Annotated in this window: 15 protein-coding genes; 8 read left to right on the forward strand and 7 right to left on the reverse strand. The window is 43.4% G+C overall.

The window, feature by feature from the left end; all coding sequences use genetic code 11:
- Positions 1 to 3: 3 nt before the first annotated feature.
- Together pdxH and recJ are read left to right on the forward strand one after the other, a co-directional pair.
- Positions 4 to 660 carry a pyridoxamine 5'-phosphate oxidase gene (gene pdxH / locus AC4MC0_RS00725; RefSeq protein WP_005401514.1) on the forward strand — a complete coding sequence of 219 codons (657 nt, stop codon included), beginning with the start codon at positions 4 to 6 and terminating at the stop codon, positions 658 to 660.
- Positions 661 to 2,367 carry a single-stranded-DNA-specific exonuclease RecJ gene (gene recJ / locus AC4MC0_RS00730; protein ID WP_094148479.1) on the forward strand — a complete coding sequence of 569 codons (1,707 nt, stop codon included), beginning with the start codon at positions 661 to 663 and terminating at the stop codon, positions 2,365 to 2,367.
- Between the two features lie 46 nt (positions 2,368 to 2,413).
- Here recJ and AC4MC0_RS00735 read toward each other — a convergent pair whose 3' ends face one another.
- Positions 2,414 to 3,250, reverse strand: a complete 837-nt coding sequence (locus AC4MC0_RS00735; protein ID WP_094148478.1) for a putative porin — start codon at positions 3,248 to 3,250, stop codon at positions 2,414 to 2,416.
- Positions 3,251 to 3,417: 167 nt separating this feature from the next.
- On the reverse strand, positions 3,418 to 4,200 hold the full coding sequence (locus AC4MC0_RS00740) for a putative porin (RefSeq protein WP_094148477.1): 783 nt from the start codon (positions 4,198 to 4,200) through the stop codon (positions 3,418 to 3,420).
- Between the two features lie 482 nt (positions 4,201 to 4,682).
- Here AC4MC0_RS00740 and prfB point away from each other — a divergent pair.
- From prfB to AC4MC0_RS00765, 5 genes are all read left to right on the forward strand, one after another.
- Positions 4,683 to 5,778, forward strand: a protein-coding gene (gene prfB / locus AC4MC0_RS00745) for a peptide chain release factor 2 (RefSeq protein ID WP_141192735.1) whose coding sequence is annotated in 2 segments (ribosomal slippage) — positions 4,683 to 4,754 and positions 4,756 to 5,778 — 1,095 coding nt in all. Because the reading frame shifts where the segments join, the coding sequence is not laid out codon by codon here.
- Between the two features lie 140 nt (positions 5,779 to 5,918).
- On the forward strand, positions 5,919 to 6,218 hold the full coding sequence (locus tag AC4MC0_RS00750; RefSeq protein WP_004978252.1) for an ArsR/SmtB family transcription factor: 300 nt from the start codon (positions 5,919 to 5,921) through the stop codon (positions 6,216 to 6,218).
- A gap of 15 nt (positions 6,219 to 6,233) precedes the next feature.
- Positions 6,234 to 7,313, forward strand: a complete 1,080-nt coding sequence (locus tag AC4MC0_RS00755) for an alkene reductase (RefSeq protein WP_419275413.1) — start codon at positions 6,234 to 6,236, stop codon at positions 7,311 to 7,313.
- Between the two features lie 99 nt (positions 7,314 to 7,412).
- Entirely contained in the window at positions 7,413 to 8,693 is a 1,281-nt protein-coding gene (locus tag AC4MC0_RS00760; RefSeq protein ID WP_491887215.1) for a 3-deoxy-D-manno-octulosonic acid transferase, read from the forward strand.
- Positions 8,694 to 8,919: 226 nt separating this feature from the next.
- Complete coding sequence (locus AC4MC0_RS00765; RefSeq protein ID WP_078388327.1) at positions 8,920 to 9,630, forward strand: 16S rRNA (uracil(1498)-N(3))-methyltransferase; 711 nt, start codon at positions 8,920 to 8,922, stop codon at positions 9,628 to 9,630.
- On the opposite strand, the gene AC4MC0_RS00770 is transcribed toward AC4MC0_RS00765, so the two are convergent.
- Positions 9,616 to 10,587, reverse strand: a complete 972-nt coding sequence (locus AC4MC0_RS00770) for a mechanosensitive ion channel family protein (RefSeq protein WP_058870491.1) — start codon at positions 10,585 to 10,587, stop codon at positions 9,616 to 9,618. The two genes, AC4MC0_RS00765 and AC4MC0_RS00770, sit on opposite strands and share 15 nt — an antisense overlap.
- 453 nt (positions 10,588 to 11,040) lie before the next feature.
- On the opposite strand from AC4MC0_RS00770, the gene acs reads away from it, so the two are divergent.
- Positions 11,041 to 12,984: an acetate--CoA ligase gene (gene acs / locus AC4MC0_RS00775; RefSeq protein ID WP_078425079.1), complete on the forward strand. Its 1,944-nt coding sequence runs from the start codon at positions 11,041 to 11,043 to the stop codon at positions 12,982 to 12,984.
- Positions 12,985 to 13,103: 119 nt separating this feature from the next.
- Here acs and AC4MC0_RS00780 read toward each other — a convergent pair whose 3' ends face one another.
- The 4 genes from AC4MC0_RS00780 to sfnG all read right to left on the reverse strand — a co-directional run bounded on the left by AC4MC0_RS00780 (position 13,104) and on the right by sfnG (position 16,254).
- Positions 13,104 to 13,718: a riboflavin synthase subunit alpha gene (locus AC4MC0_RS00780; protein ID WP_094148472.1), complete on the reverse strand. Its 615-nt coding sequence runs from the start codon at positions 13,716 to 13,718 to the stop codon at positions 13,104 to 13,106.
- A 61-nt stretch (positions 13,719 to 13,779) separates the two neighbouring features.
- Positions 13,780 to 14,613, reverse strand: a complete 834-nt coding sequence (locus tag AC4MC0_RS00785; protein WP_094148471.1) for an SDR family NAD(P)-dependent oxidoreductase — start codon at positions 14,611 to 14,613, stop codon at positions 13,780 to 13,782.
- Positions 14,610 to 15,020 (reverse strand): DoxX-like family protein, encoded by a 411-nt coding sequence (locus AC4MC0_RS00790; protein WP_094148470.1) that lies wholly within the window; start codon positions 15,018 to 15,020, stop codon positions 14,610 to 14,612. The genes AC4MC0_RS00785 and AC4MC0_RS00790 overlap by 4 nt, the downstream gene beginning before the upstream one ends.
- A 127-nt stretch (positions 15,021 to 15,147) precedes the next feature.
- On the reverse strand, positions 15,148 to 16,254 hold the full coding sequence (gene sfnG / locus AC4MC0_RS00795) for a dimethylsulfone monooxygenase SfnG (protein WP_094148469.1): 1,107 nt from the start codon (positions 16,252 to 16,254) through the stop codon (positions 15,148 to 15,150).
- Positions 16,255 to 16,271: the final 17 nt, after the last annotated feature.

The following is a 16,271-nucleotide window of genomic DNA, read 5'->3' on the forward strand; positions in this document are numbered from 1 at the left end:
AAAATGAGTGATTTAATTAAAGATCTCAGCGAGCTTCGTTTAAGTTATCAAAAAGGCGAGCTGCGAGAAGATCGTGTAGAAACCCATCCACATGCTCAGTTCTTGCTTTGGTTTAATCATGCTTTAGAAGCACAACTGCACGAACCCTATGCTATGTCACTGGCGACAGCAAGTGTCCAGGGTCGTCCGCATGTACGAACGGTATTGCTGCGCGGTGCAACTGAAGCAGGTTATGATTTTTATACCAATTATGACAGTCAAAAAGGCAATGATTTGGCTGAAAACCCATATGCAGAGTTACTGTTTTATTGGCAAGAGCAGGAACGTCAGATTCGCATTGGTGGTAAAGTGGTTAAAATTTCTGAAGCAGAATCGACGGACTACTATCATAAGCGCCCACGAGATAGCCAAATTGCGGCACATATCAGTACACCACAAAGTGGCGTGATTGAAAGCCGTGAAGTCTTGCAACAACGTTTTGAGCAATTGCAGAACCAAGTTGAAGGTAAATCAGAACTCAATAAACCCCTCTTTTGGGGTGGCTACCGTCTCGAGCCCGACTACTATGAGTTTTGGCAAGGGCGTCCGAACCGTTTACATGACCGTTTAAGTTATGAAAAACAGCAAGATGTCTGGATGCTGAAACGTTTGATGCCATAAATGTCAGCCATTCAAATTAAGCAAAGACCCTTTATTACCTGTCCTGAATTATTTCAGGACATTCCTGCGTTTATTGCAGAAATTTTAGCCCGCCGTGGGGTGGCGTCAACGCAGGAGCTGGAGTTAAAGCTCAAGCATTTACTGGCCCCTAGTCTGAAAGGCTTAAATGAAGCGGTTCAGTTGATGGATGCTGCAATTGATCAGCAACACAAAATTGTCATTGTGGGTGATTATGATGCAGATGGTGCAACCAGCACCGCTTTAATGATCTTGGCTTTGCGAGAAATGGGGGCGCAGGTAGAGTATCTGGTTCCAGACCGCTTTAAATATGGCTATGGCTTAACGCCTGCGATTGCGGATTTAGCATTTACCACCTTTACACCTGATTTATTGATTACTGTGGATAATGGTATTTCCAGTCATGACGGCGTGAAACAAGCGCAAGATCATGGTATGCAGGTGATTATTACCGATCACCATTTGACCACCAAACCGACTCCCAGTGCCCAAGCGGTAGTGAATCCGAACCAGTTGGGGTGTGATTTTCCAAGTAAAGCCTTAGCTGGGGTCGGCGTGGCCTTTTATGTCTTGGCCAACTTATCAACCTATCGTAAAAAACTGAATAAGTCTTCGGCAGTCATGAGTCAGTATTTGGATTTGGTGGCATTAGGCACCTATGCCGATGTTGCTAGTCTTGACTATAACAATCGTATCTTGGTCGATGTTGGCCTGAAGCGTATTCAACAACATTTATGTCGTCCGGGCATCAGCGCTCTACTGGAGATTGCAGGTCGAGAAGCTGCAAGTTTAAAAGCGCAAGATTTGGGGTTTGTACTGGGACCACGTATTAATGCGGCAGGTCGTATGGAAACCATGGATATCGGTATTGAATGTCTGTTGGCACAGGACTTTGCTTCCGCTTATCCATTGGCAGAACAACTGAATCAGTTGAATGTGGAACGTCGTCAGGTTGAAGCGACGATGAAACAAGAGGCATTAATAGCCTTGGATCAAATTCAACTGGATGATACGGTCTTACCTGCGGCTTTAATTATGTTCGAGCCGCATTGGCATCAAGGGGTGATTGGCATTGTTGCGGGGCGTTTAAAAGAACAGTTTCACAAGCCAAGTATTGTGTTTGCTGCAGATGAAGACGGGATACATATCAAAGGTTCTGCCCGCTCGATTGAAGGAATCCATATCCGCGATGCCATTGAGTGTGTTGCTGAGCAATATCCACATTTGGTCAGCCACTTTGGTGGGCATGCTGCGGCAGCGGGTTTAACCATTCAAAAAGTCCATTTTGAAGAGTTTAAGCAGGCCTTTGAAGTACTGATGGCAGCTCAGGATGAAGGTCTATTTACTGCGACTTTATGGACCGATGGTGAGTTAGCAGCAGAAAATATTCAGGTTGAAACGGTCGATCTTCTACAGCAGATTAGTCCATGGGGGCAAAAGTTTCCAGCACCTATTTTTGAAGGAAACTTTCAAATTGTAGATTTCCGCTGGTTGAAAGAAGTGCATTTAAAATTACGTATTGCTTTAGACAATGGACAGGTTGTAGATGCCATTGCTTTTAATGCGGCAGACAAATACCAGTTCAATGAGATGAACCATCAAATTCGTTTGGTCTATGAGCTGGATAAAAATGAATTTCGTGGCAATGTCAGCGTACAACTTCGCATTTTGCATTTAGAACAACATTAAAAAAACCGCTCTATAGAGCGGTTTTTTTAATACATTTTTGTTGCAATTAGAAGCGGAATGTACCATTGATACCGTATGAATCAGCATCTTCCGTTGTTGTGTAGTTCAAGCCAACAGCAATAGCAGGCGTAAAGAATTTTTGCGCGCGAACAGCCCAAACAGTGTCAAAGTCATCGAATGTTGTATCCATAAATGAAACACCAACACTTAAGGTTGGATCGATATATAAATCGGCACCTAAGCGGTAAGCAGTTTCATCGCCAAAGTATGTTGCACCTTCAAAATTGGTAAAATGGTTACCAATTTGAGTCACATATTTAGCGCGTAAGGTCACAGCTGTATCGTCTGCTACTGCGGAGATATTTGAGAATGTATCAATGAAGCCATTTTTTGAAACATACATTGGATCAAGATTTTCTTTGGCTACACCAGCCGCAATCAGTAGCCCATCGACAGGCAGGTAACCTGCTTCTAACGCATAACCCACATTATCATCTGATGCTTTACCAAACTCACCTTCAACCGTTAGTTCAGAGCGGTTGAGGCTACCAGAAACATAAAATTGAGAGTTTGGGATGAAAAATTCACCATTTAAACCGACTGTGTCAATTTCTAAATCGGCGCCGTCTTCATCAATACTTGAGTTCGCATAACCAAGACCAATGTTGCTTGCTTTGCTTAAAAAAGCAGCCTCTGCAAGTGGCGAATTTTTAGTGTTGACTCCATTTAAGTAGTACTTGCCACCGATGCCAAAAGTATCAAGATCTTCACTGTCACCATCAAAGCTTGTATTTTCGTAGTTTGCATTGATTTCTGCTTGGTAAGCATGTGCAGTCCCGAAGCTCGCAATAAGTGCGGTAGTAAGTGCAAGTTGTTTAAGCATTTTAGAGGTTCTCTCTTTGTTATAAAAATATGACTGTTCTATGACAGTTGTAACGAAGTGTACGAAAAAGTAGCAGGGAGTCAATCTTTATTTATAACAATGCTTTATCAGAGTGCAAAAAGCCCATTCGAAAATGGGCTTTGAGTATTCAGGGTTTTTAATTGGTTTTAGAAACGGTATTTCGCAGCTACACCGAATTTGTTGTAGTCGTTGTTGCCATCTTCACCAAAACCAACACGGCCTTCAAGGCTGACTTGCGGGGTAAAGAATTTACGTGCATTGATACCAAATTCGTTAGTATCACCATAGTCACGGTCTTTGCTGTAGTAATCTACACCTAGGCTTAAGGTTTTATCGATGAAGTAATCTGCTGCAAGATTATATTCGTCTAAATCACCAAAACCTGCACCTGCTTCTAAGTTAATATCTTTACCATTACTTAGAGAAGTGACATATTTAGCGCGAAGGGTAGGATCGACACCGTCGTCATAATCGTTGTCATAGCCTTTTAGACCCGCAGCAATTAATAAACCTGGTGCTGGTAAATAACCAACTTCAGCGCCATAAACGGTCTCATCAAAATCGCCACCGCGGTCAAATTTCCTATCATCGCGACCAACATTACCACTCACATAGAAATCTGAGTTAGGGACAAAGACTTCAGCACCGACGCCATAACGATGACGTTCATTATCACCAACTTCGTCATACTGATATTTTGCGTTAACGTTACTTGCACGGTCTAAGAACGCTGCTTCTGCAAGTGGCGCATTACGTGTTTGAACTGGGTTGAAATAGTATGTGCCATCTACGCCAAAAGAGCCACTTGAACTACCGTTGTCTGGATCAATTAGGCCAGCTGAAGCACCCACCTCTGCTTGGTATGCATGTGCAGTACCTGTGATCGCTAGAGCGGAAAGTAATGCTGAAGCAATTGCTAATTTTTTCATGGTATGTACCCCTCGTAAGTGGAACTGTATTTCATTAATTTTTTGTTACAAGTTCAGTCTAGGGCAAAATAAAAAAGCGTCAACCAAAGGAAAGTTACCGCTTTGTTGCAAGCGTAAACTTATGTAATATTTTTTATTTAAGTTATTGAAATAAAAATGAAATAATTAAATGTTTTGTTTTATTAAAATTGTGTAGATTCTGTGGATTTCCTAATTATTGATGTTATTACAAACGATTTTAACTCAAAATGTTTATTCCGTTTGTCTGTTGAGAACACTTCTCAGGTGTGTATTTTGTGGGATGGTTCGCATTTATATGCAGCTTGATTTTGGATCAAGTGAATGCTTTTTCGGAGACTAAACAGTTTTAATGTCTAGAAGAAGGGTGTGATTTTGTCGAATTTGAGATGAATAATCCCAGCCGTCGACTGTGATATAATCAGCGGCTATTTTTCGCTTTATATTGATTGAGAGTAATTCACGTGGAAATTAATCCGTATCTAAACCAATTAAAAGACTTAAACGACCGTGGTCTCACATTACGGGGGTATCTTTGACTACGATCTGAAAAAAGAGCGTTTAGAAGAGGTTCTCCGTGAATTAGAAGACCCAGCGATTTGGAATGATCAAAGCCGTGCACAAGCCATGGCCAAAGAAAAAGGCGAACTTGAAAACGTCTTAAATGTGTTAGATGGTTTGGCAACGCAGCTTGAAGATGCGCAAGCGATGCTTGATTTGGTAGTCGAAGCTGATGATGAAAGTCTGTTGGCTGATGTCCAAGCTGAATTGACTTCTGCAGAAGAAGAGTTAGCGAAGCTTGAATTCCGCCGTATGTTCAGTAACCCAATGGACCCAAATCCATGTTATGTGGAAATTCAAGCCGGTTCAGGTGGGACAGAAGCACAAGACTGGGCTTCAATGCTACTGCGTATGTATATGCGCTGGATTGAACGTCATGGTTTTAAAGCTGAATTGATGGAAGAATCCGACGGTGATGTGGCTGGGATTAAGTCGGCAACCATTCGTGTGGAAGGTGAATATGCCTATGGTTGGTTACGTACGGAATCGGGCGTGCATCGCTTAGTACGTAAATCGCCATTTGACTCGGGTAACCGCCGTCATACCTCATTCTCTGCTGTGTTTGTCTCGCCAGAAGTCGATGACAACATTGAAATTGATATCAACCCATCTGACGTGCGTACCGATACTTACCGTGCTTCGGGTGCAGGTGGTCAGCACATTAACAAAACAGACTCTGCGGTACGTTTAACCCACGCGCCAACAGGGATTGTGGTGGCGTGTCAGAACCAACGTTCACAACATGCCAACCGTGACCATGCTTGGAAACAGTTACGTGCGAAGTTGTATGAATTGGAAATGAGCAAACGTAACGAAGCGGCTCAAGCACTTGAAGACTCGAAGTCGGATATTGGTTGGGGCAGTCAGATTCGTTCTTATGTGTTGGATGACTCGCGTATTAAAGACTTACGTACGGGTGTTGAAAACTCCAACACTGGTGCAGTACTAGATGGTGACCTTGATAAGTTTATTGAAGCAAGCTTAAAACAAGGTTTGTAATTTAAATGATGAATGAAAGCAAAGTGTTATCAATTATTTTACAATATATCTAAAAAAATCGATATTAAAATCGAAAAAATGCGATATATTAAGTAAAACAAGCTGACAACGCTTTGTTGCCCATTAAACGTGTCTTGAGTATGGATATAGATTTAATTTTTAAAGCCTTGGCTAATCCAACGCGTCGCCAAATTTTGGAATGGTTAAAAAAACCGGAACAATTTTTATCGAGTGACGAATGTGGTGACTTTAGACGCGGCGTATGTGCAGGTCATATCGAACGGTTGGGAAATGTATCGCAATCGACGATGTCGAACCATTTGTCCGTTTTACAGCAGGCCGGTTTAATTCAAGTGGAAAAATATGGACAATGGTCTTATTTTTCTCGCAATGAAGCGTTGATTCAGCAATTTATCGAACACCTACAACAACACCTTTAACAGGTGGGAGTAACGATGGCTGAATTAAATTCTCCTTTAACGCTCGGTGCGTTAGAGCTTAAAAACCGTGTCATCATGGCGCCGCTGACCCGTAACCGCGCAACTGCTGATCGCGTTCCAACCCCAATGATGGTTGAGTACTATGCGCAACGTGCAAGTGCTGGCCTGATCATTTCTGAAGCTACAGTGATTTCTGAAGAAGCCAATGGCTATTTGAATACTCCAGGATTGTTTACCGATGCTCAGGTCGAAGGCTGGAAAAAGGTCACTCAAGCGGTTCATGAGAAGGGCGGTCTGATTATTGCCCAGCTTTGGCATGTTGGTCGTGTATCGCATCCGGATCTGTTAAATGGTGAAACACCAGTCTCTGCAAGTGCAGTACAACAGGCGGGTCATGTCAGCTTACTACGTCCAAAACGTCCTTATGTATTGCCACGTCCTTTGGAGGTTTCTGAAATTCACGCGATTACCGAGCAATATAAGCAAGCCGCGATTCGTGCTAAAGAAGCCGGTTTTGATGGTGTGGAATTACATGCTGCCAATGGTTATCTTATTGACCAGTTCTTGCAAAGCAAAACCAATCAGCGTGAAGATGAATACGGCGGTTCAGTGGAAAATCGTACACGGTTCCTGCTAGAAGCCACTGATGCACTGATTGAAGTATGGGGTGCAGATCGTGTAGGGGTGCATTTTGCGCCGCGTTGTGATGACCATGACATGGGCGATGATAATCCACGTGAAACATTTGGCTATGCCATGGAGCAGCTGGGCAAACGCAAGATTGCCTTCTTCTTTACCCGTGAATATCTGGCTGAAGACAGTATTTCTGAATATATGAAAGAGCGTTCTGGTGGAGTGCCTTATATTGCCAATATGCAACTGAGTCGTGAAGATGCGATTCAGCTGTTGGCATCAGGCAAGGCTGATGCGGTGTCTTTTGGTAAGGCGTATATTGCCAATCCAGACTTGTATGAGCGTTTACTGCAAGATGCGCCACTGAATGAACTGAAACTGGAAAATATGATTGGAACGGATGTCGCTGAAGGCTATGTGGACTATCCGACTTTAGCTGAAATGGAAACTGCTGCGGTTTAAATTGCTTTTCCGTTCAATTCGCGACAAGATAACAGCGCAATTCATGGGATAATATGAGTTGCGCTGTTTTATTTTTGCATTGATTTTTGGAGCACGTATTTGGCTACTCCTTTTTGGTATAACGCAGCACTTGCGCTGATCAAACCGCTGTATAAGTCTAAAATAAAAAAACGTGCAGAGACTACAGAACAATTTCAACAAGAATGTCTCGAACGTTTCGGGCCGTTTCAACCCGTTAAAAATCGCCAAGCGATTTGGTTCCATGTGGTGTCGGTGGGTGAAACCAATGCAGCGCAGCCTCTCATCGAGCATTATTTAAAAGAGGGTCATCCAGTCTTGGTGACCAATACCACTAAAACTGGGCAGGCGCGGGCCAAATCCCTATTTTTAAAAGCACCTTATTTAGACCTGTTCCAAGCGGTATATTTACCTGCAGATCAAAAGCCTTTAGTTCGTCAGTTTTTTGCATTGTATCAGCCCAAACTTTTGGCTTTGGTTGAAACAGAACTCTGGCCGAATTTAATTGCCCAAGCGGGGCAGAGTCAGGTGCCATGTATCTTGATTAATGCACGTCTTTCTGAAAAATCAGCCAAAGGCTATGCCAAAGTATCTAGCCTGACGCAGCCGATGTTACATGGGCTAGATCAGCTCTTGGCACAAGATCGGGCAACTGCAGAGCGCTTTATTCAGCTCGGTGCAGCGCCATCGCTAACACAGGTGGTGGGCAGTATTAAGTTTGATATTCATGCGCCAGAATCGGCTGTCAAACTGGCAGCTCAGCTCAAGCAAGAATGGTCACTGGCTGGGCGTAAGATCATCACTATTGCCAGTACCCATGCACCTGAAGAACAAAAATTGTTAAATGCACTTAAGCCATATTTGGATGCGCAGTCTGAACTGTTGTGTATTGTTGTGCCGCGTCATCCAGAACGTTTTGATGAGGTCTTTGCTGTTGCACAGAGTTTAAATTTAAATACCACTCGCAGAAGTACGGGACAAAGAATAGAGGCGGAAACCCAAGTCTATTTAGCCGATTCGATGGGGGAGATGTGGTTATGGTATGCCTTATCGAATGCTTGTTTTGTCGGGGGATCACTAAATGAACCGGGTGGCGGACATAATATTTTAGAGCCAATTGCGTTACATGTGCCGACGGTTTTGGGCAAAAACTATTTTAATTTCCAAACCATTGTCGATGAATTTGTACAAGCCAATGCAGTGAAAGTTGTTGAGGATGCTGAACAAGCTGCCGTGGTGTTGATGACACTGTTAGAGGATACTGAGCAGGCCAATACACTGAATCAATCTGCACAAAAGATTATGCAGTTAAATACGGGCTCTTTGAAAAAGCATATTCAAGTGATTGATACTTATTTATAGACTATTCACAAAAAATAGGAACGGTGAGGTGGCAGGTATGCCACCGTTAGGCTGTGGTATAGGGATGTACTATCAGCCTAACAAAGAGTTTTGCCTACTTTTGCTCTTTCAAAAGTAGGGTCATGCCTACACAGGGGCTTTAAATTTATATTGTTATTTGTGACTATGAGTGATTAAGCTGCTGAATATCACGAGTTCGCACAGTTTAAAGTAGTTTTTTCAAATTATGAATATCGTTCTCTTAGATCCGCGCCAAACTGAATCTGAAGTCTGGTCCATTAGTGCTAAGCGTCAGCTTGAACATTTACATCGTCATTTAGAGCTTAAAGTCGGTGATACTTTAAGAGTAGGAATACAAAACGGGAAGCGTCATCTTACGCAAGTGGTTGAGGTTTCCGAAACAGCTGTACGCTTAAAACCCTTATATGAAGAACCTGTACCAGCCAAACTACCAGTCACTTTAATTGTCGCGATGCCACGCCCTAAAGTTCTGCGTCGTTTGATTATGGATGCGGTGACTTTAGGGGTTGAAAAAATCATTTTGCTGCACAGCTATCGGGTCGATAAAAGTTATTGGCAAACCCCGTTCTTACAACAGTTGGATCAGTATGTGACTTTGGGGCTAGAGCAGGCAGGCGATACGATTGCACCGAAAGTTGAAATTTATAAACGCTTTAAGCCTTTTGTTGAAGATCAATTGCCAAGCCTGATTTCAGCCGACTGTCCTGCCTATGTGGCACATCCCTATAGCGATGCCAAAATGCCTTTTGCGATTCAGCATCCCTGTACGGTTGTGATCGGGCCGGAAGGAGGATTTATCCCTTACGAAGTTGAATTACTTGTAAAAAACGGCTGCCAAGCGGTGAGCTTAGGCAACCGTATTATTCGGACTGAAACCGTGATCCCTTATGTTTTAGGGCGTTTATTTAGCGGTTGAAGTTTCTGTCGGGTAGCTGTCATTTTTTGCGACGCGAACTTCTTGGACTGGGTAAGGAATAGAAATTCCTTGCTCAGCAAAGGCTTGAACCACATATTCTTGTACTGAACTGATCGAGCCAGATACCGTAGTTTCTGTGGTGTTGACCCACCATTGAACTTTAAGATTTACTGAAAAATCTGCAAGTGCAGCGACGTTCACGCTAAAACCCGGTTGACTTAAAATGGTCGTATCTCGGTCTAAAATGCCTAAAATAATATCTTTGGCTTTTTTGATGTCATCTTCATAACCAATACCGACCAAGAACTCGCAGCGACGACGTGGATAGGCGGTGTTAACGGTGACCGCACTGGTATACACAGTCGCATTCGGAATCACGATACGACGACCATCTGGTGCACGTAAGTAAGTGGCACGAATTTGAATATCTTCAACGTTACCTTCCATACCCGAGACAATGATGTCATCGCCAATCTTAAATGGTTCACCCAGTAAAATCAGGATTCCTGAAAGTAGGTTTTGGAAGATATCTTTAAATGCAAAACCAATGGCAACCGAGCCAATCCCCAAAGCACTCATCAGCTGACCGGGTGTGAAACCCGGAATCGCAATCACCATGGCAATCAGGAAGCCAATAAAGACGATGGCCGAACTGCCGACACGGTTCAGGACAAGGACAAGGTTTTGCTTGGTATAAGAACGATCAGACAGTGCTTTACGAACAAAAAGTTTAAACAGCTTGGAGAGCAAATAAAAAATGACGAAGGTAATCAGCGCAATACAAAAATAAGGCATACGCTCCCAAAAACTATCGACAAATTTGTCGATGGTGGAATAGGCGTCATTATATTTTGCCGTATGTGCAATTACACTTTGCGTGGTTTTCGCTGTCGCGTCATGTAGCATCTCTGACGTACCTTGAGCAACCTCGCTCAGGGTATTGGTTTGTTCTGACACTGGTGCTCCAATCGCTGAAAATTTGGCATATTTTGCCTGAAAATTGTGTGTATTTAATAGAGAAAAGCGTATGAAATTATCGCATTCTGGGTGATTGATAGACGGATAAAAACTTATCTCTCTGTTTTTTAAATGCTTGAGTTTTGGAATGAAGGCGCTGAGTCATGCTCCTAAGTATGAAACAGCACCGACTGAAGTGTAACAATATGCTTGAAAAAGTGTAGCTGGAGTGACTTTACGGAGTTCGGCTTTGTTCATGTTACGGATTAAACACAGGATCTCATTGAAAGATCACTATAAAATGTGTTTTAAATTGTAGAAATAATATACGACCAAAGCCGTGTTGATCTGTTTAAAAAACAATCGTCATACTGTGGTTATGCAGTCCAATAATAAACCAATAACTGTGGCATGAACTCTCGCGATGAGAGTCAGAATATAAGGAAGTATGATATGAAAGAAGTCTATCCTGTACCTGCTGAATTTGAAAAAACTGCGCGCACCAATGAACAAGAATATTTTGAACGCTATCAAAAATCGATAGAACAACCTGATGAATATTGGGCTGAACAGGCTTTGAAACTCGATTGGATCAAGCCTTTTAGCCAAGTTAAAAACACCAGTTATGACAAAGATAATTTTAAAATTGAATGGTTTGCCGATGGTCAGTTAAACCTAAGTGCCAACTGCCTTGATCGCCACTTAAAAGAACATCCGTATAAACCTGCCATTATTTGGGAAGGTGACCATCCGTCGCGCCATAAAATCATTTCCTTTGCTGAACTGTATGATGAAGTGTGTCGTTTTTCTAATGTCCTAAAAAAGCATGGTGTGGTGAAGGGTGATCGTGTGGTGCTGTATATGCCGATGATTTCAGAAGCGGCCATTTCGATGTTGGCCTGTGCCCGAATCGGTGCCGTGCATTGTGTGGTGTTTGGTGGTTTCTCGCCTGATTCATTGGCAAGCCGAATTGATGACAGTCAAGCTAAAATTGTGATTACCGCAGACTCTGGAATGCGCGGGGGTAAACCGATTCCGCTGAAAGAAAATGTAGACGCAGCATTGAATCTACCTGGGACAGACTCGGTACAAAATGTGATTGTGGTGCACCGTACAGGCAATCCAATCACGCTGAAAGAAGGGCGTGATTTGTGGTATCACATGGAAATCATGACCGTCAACGAGATTTGTCCACCTGAACCGATGAATGCCGAAGATCCCCTATTTATTTTATATACCTCAGGTTCAACCGGTAAGCCCAAAGGGGTGCTGCATACCACAGGGGGCTATTTAACTTATGTGAATAGTACCTTCCGTGAAGTGTTTGACTTAAAACAAGATGATGTGTTTTGGTGTACCGCCGATGTAGGCTGGATTACGGGACATTCTTATGTGCTGTATGGCCCCTTGTCGAATGGAACCACAACAGTGATGTTTGAGGGGATTCCACAGTATCCAAGTTGGGCACGTACAGGACATATTGTCGACAAACACAATGTGACGATTTTATACACTGCCCCGACAGCGATCCGCGCCATGATGCGTGAAGGGGATGCCTTTGTCCGTGAGAGTGACCGTAGCAGTTTACGTTTAATTGGTTCCGTCGGAGAGCCGATCAATCCTGAAGCATGGAATTGGTACTACACAGTGGTGGGGGAAAGCCGTTGCCCAGTGGTGGATACTTGGTGGCAAACCGAAACAGGCGGGATTTTGATTTCTCCACTTCCGGGTGCGACACCACTTAAACCGGGGTCTGCAACGCGTCCTTTATTTGGGATTCAACCCGCTTTGGTTGATGCTGAAGGCAAAGAGTTAGAAGGAGAAGCTGAAGGCAATCTGGTGATTAAGGATTCATGGCCAGGGCAAATGCGAACCATTTGGGGGGATCCTGAGCGGTTTATCGAAGCGTACTTTGCAACTTATCCGGGAACGTATTTCACGGGCGATGGTGCACGCCGTGATAAAGATGGTTATTACTGGATCACAGGTCGGGTGGATGATGTACTGAATGTGTCAGGGCACCGCTTAGGCACGGCTGAAGTGGAAAGTGCTTTGGTGGCACATGAGGCGGTTGCTGAGGCTGCAGTAGTAGGAATGCCACATGAAATCAAAGGGCAGGGAATTTGTTCTTTTGTTACTTTACAAGCGGGCACAGCGCAAACGGAAGAACTCCGTGCAGAGCTGATTCAGTGGGTAAGAAAGGTACTCGGTCCTGTGGCGACACCAGATGCCTTACATTGGGCACCATCTTTACCGAAAACACGTTCAGGTAAAATTATGCGCCGTATTTTAAGAAAAATTGCGGCGAACGAGTTAGATAGTTTGGGCGATACATCGACGCTGGCTGAACCGCAAGTGGTCGAAGTGTTGATTAAAGAAGTATATCCAAACGGCTAAAATCGACCTAAAAAATACCGTCTCAAGCAGACGGTATTTTTATTTTGGTGTACTGATGGAGTACATCGGTTTGCTGTATACAAATTTGTAAGTGTAAGACGTTTAGAAATTAAAGAGTTCTAACGCTGATGGATGCTTTCTAAGGTATCTACCATCGTCCGTGTCATCTGATCAATTTCATAATTGACCGCATCGCCGACTTGTACCGATGCCCACGTGGTTAGACGCAAGGTTTCAGGAATCAAATCAACTGAAATTTCATGACTGTTACGATCAACACGGTTGACGGTGAGGCTACAACCATTTAGACCAATAAAGCCTTTTAAGAAAAAGTATTTAATATTGTCTTCTGGAATGTGAAGATCCACATGCAGAGTCTCGCCGTGACGGCTCAGCTGCTTTATTGTAGCCGTTCCTTCGATATGTCCATACAAGTTATGCCCCCCATTTTCCATTCCAACTTTGGCTGAACGTTCGATATTCACCTCATCACCTGTCTGTAAAGTGCCTAAAGTGGTCAGGCGTCGAGTCAAATCTGAGACATCAAAATGGACTTGGTTGGCGGTCAGATCGATGCGCGTTGCAGTTAAGCAGGTGCCATTGATGGCTACACTTGCACCGATGAAGACATCGTGAAAAAAGTTGTGTGTATTTGAAACCACAAGGGTGCTAAAACCATCACCTTGACGGACATCTAGAATTTTCTCTAAGCCTTGTACGATACCTGTGTACATCAGAAGTCTTCCTAATTCGGGGTTTATGTTTAATGTAAATGATCTACACCTTGATGTGGCATTATTTTGAGTTGAGATCCGCTAAAACTGTATCTTTAATGGGATTTCGACGCCAATAATAGGGCCGAAAAAATCGGAGCAACAGACGTAAGGGCGTCATCCATACGATTCGACTATGGCGACGTTTATTCTCTAAAATACGTTGAGCCAAATAGCGACAGACCACCTCAGGAGGATCGATAATAAACAAAAAAAGCCGTTTCATTTTGTTCCAGTGCTGAACATTGCCATTTTGCCATGAGGATACCAGTAGGTCGGTTGCCACCATTCCGGGACTGAGCGTACCGACTTGAATGTGGGTCTGTTTGGTTTCTTTAAACAGTGCTTGACTAAAGTACCCTACGGCACGTTTGGTGGTGGCATAGGCGGTCATGCCTGCACTCCATTCGCCTCGAGTACCCCAACCTTCCATGTTCAAAATTTGACCATAGCCTTGTGCTAGCATGCCGTTTAAGGCCACTTGTGAGCCGAACATACTGCCTAGAATATTGGTTTGCACCACAGTCTGTATGTCTGCTGCTGCGAGATCTTTAAAGTCTAGTGTCGCAGTACAACTGCCTGCATTATTAATCCAAATCTGAACAGCACCAAAGTGTTGAATGGCTTCATCCCAAAGCATTTGTACTTCATGGATCTGCGTGACATCACAAGTGACAGCATGAATCAGCGCAGCGGGAAAACGATGCCGTAGCTGTTGCAGGGTGCGCTGTAAATCTGTGCTATTTCGGCCAGAAATCACGACGGCTTGTTGTTGTTCTAAGAAGGCTTGAGCTAAACCTAAGCCGATACCTTTAGAACTGCCTGTAATGACGATGCAACCTGATTTTGAATTCATATGGATCCTTTACTTTGTGAACTAAAGGAAGTCGCTTGTTGACTGTGAAGCATACAATAACAAATGGATAGACTGATCATTGCAAGGTTCATGACCACAGGATTAAAAGCACGAATGAGACTGTCTGGTATTAGAAAAGCGACCAGTGCGAATAAAAACACTAAGCTAAAGATACTGAGGTAATGCAGATATTTACTGGAATTAAAGAGGAACAATAAAGCAAAAACACACTCAAGCACACCTGAGCCCTGACCTGCCAGTTGGGCCTGTGTGTAGGAAAGCCCAAAAGTTTGCCAAATGGCAATCTCATCGGGATTGATAAAAAGGATTTTAGGAACTAAACCTTGATAGCCCCATAAAAAGGCCAAAGAAAGATTAATGAATTTAGAGGGTTGGCTGTTGTTCATATAAAATGGTTATTTTTTACTTTGTGCGGATTATACACCAATAAAAAAACCCTCAAGCCGAGCCCTGAGGGAAGAATAGAGTCACCTATGATTATTATTTTTTAGTTCGTGTCTGCTGCTTACCGAGCTAAGCAGATTTGGCAGTCTCAACGGATTGCTGCTGAGCTTCCAACTCACGAACCAATGGCAACACTTTGGCACCGAAGTATTCAACCTCTTCGATAAAATGTAAAAAACCTGAAAGGATTAAATCCACACCAACGGCTTTTAATTCCACAATACGTGCGGCAATTTGGCGTGGTGTACCAATCAAATTGGTTTTAAAGCCATCATTGTATTGAACCAAATCTTCAAAGGTCGATTTGGCCCAGTTGCCTTCACCTTCCAGTGTGGCAGCACCCGCTTCACGGGTGGCATCGCCAAAGGCATGTACCGCTTGAATATTGGCTTTATCAATAATTTCTTGCAGAACCGTTTTCGCTTCTTCCTCGGTATCTCGGGCAATGATAAAAGCATTCACCCCAATTTTGACCTGATGGCCATTCTGTTGGGCTTTTGCACGAATATCATCAATCTGTTTTTTGAGTTCATCAGGGGTATTGCCATTGGTAAAATACCAGTCTGAAACTCGTGCAGCCATATCCCGTGCAGCACGAGAGCTGCCGCCTTGGAAAATTTCAATATGCGGCTTTTGCACAGGTTTGGGGGACAAGGTGTAGTCTTTGAACTGGTAGTATTTTCCATTGAAACTATAGTTGTCTTGGGTCCAAACGCCTTTTAATGCACGAATAAACTCTTCCGAGCGGGCATAGCGTTGGTCATGTTCAGGCCATGGTTCACCAATGGCATCAAATTCGCCGCGAAACCAACCACTAACCACATTAATCGCAATACGTCCTTGGGTTAAGTGGTCGATGGTTGCAAGCTGTTTTGCGGCAAGCACGGGTTTCCACGGGCCAGGTAAAATAGCGGCAATGACTTTGAGTTTGCTGGTTTTGGCTAAGATACCGTGACTAAAACTGACCGATTCATGTTGGTTTTCTGCGTTATAACCTGCAGTAAAACGAATCTGAGTCAGAGCATAATCAAAGCCACTTTTTTCTGCAGCCTGCGCTAAACGGACGTTATAGTCATAACTCCAATCCGTACGTTGCTCAATATTACTTACCACTAAGCCACCGCTGACATTGGGAACCCAATAAGCAAACGTGATATTTTTATTTTGTTGTGACATGTGAAAACCCTCTCAAT

This window comes from Acinetobacter sp. CAU_H_S139_7 (assembly GCF_058599305.1).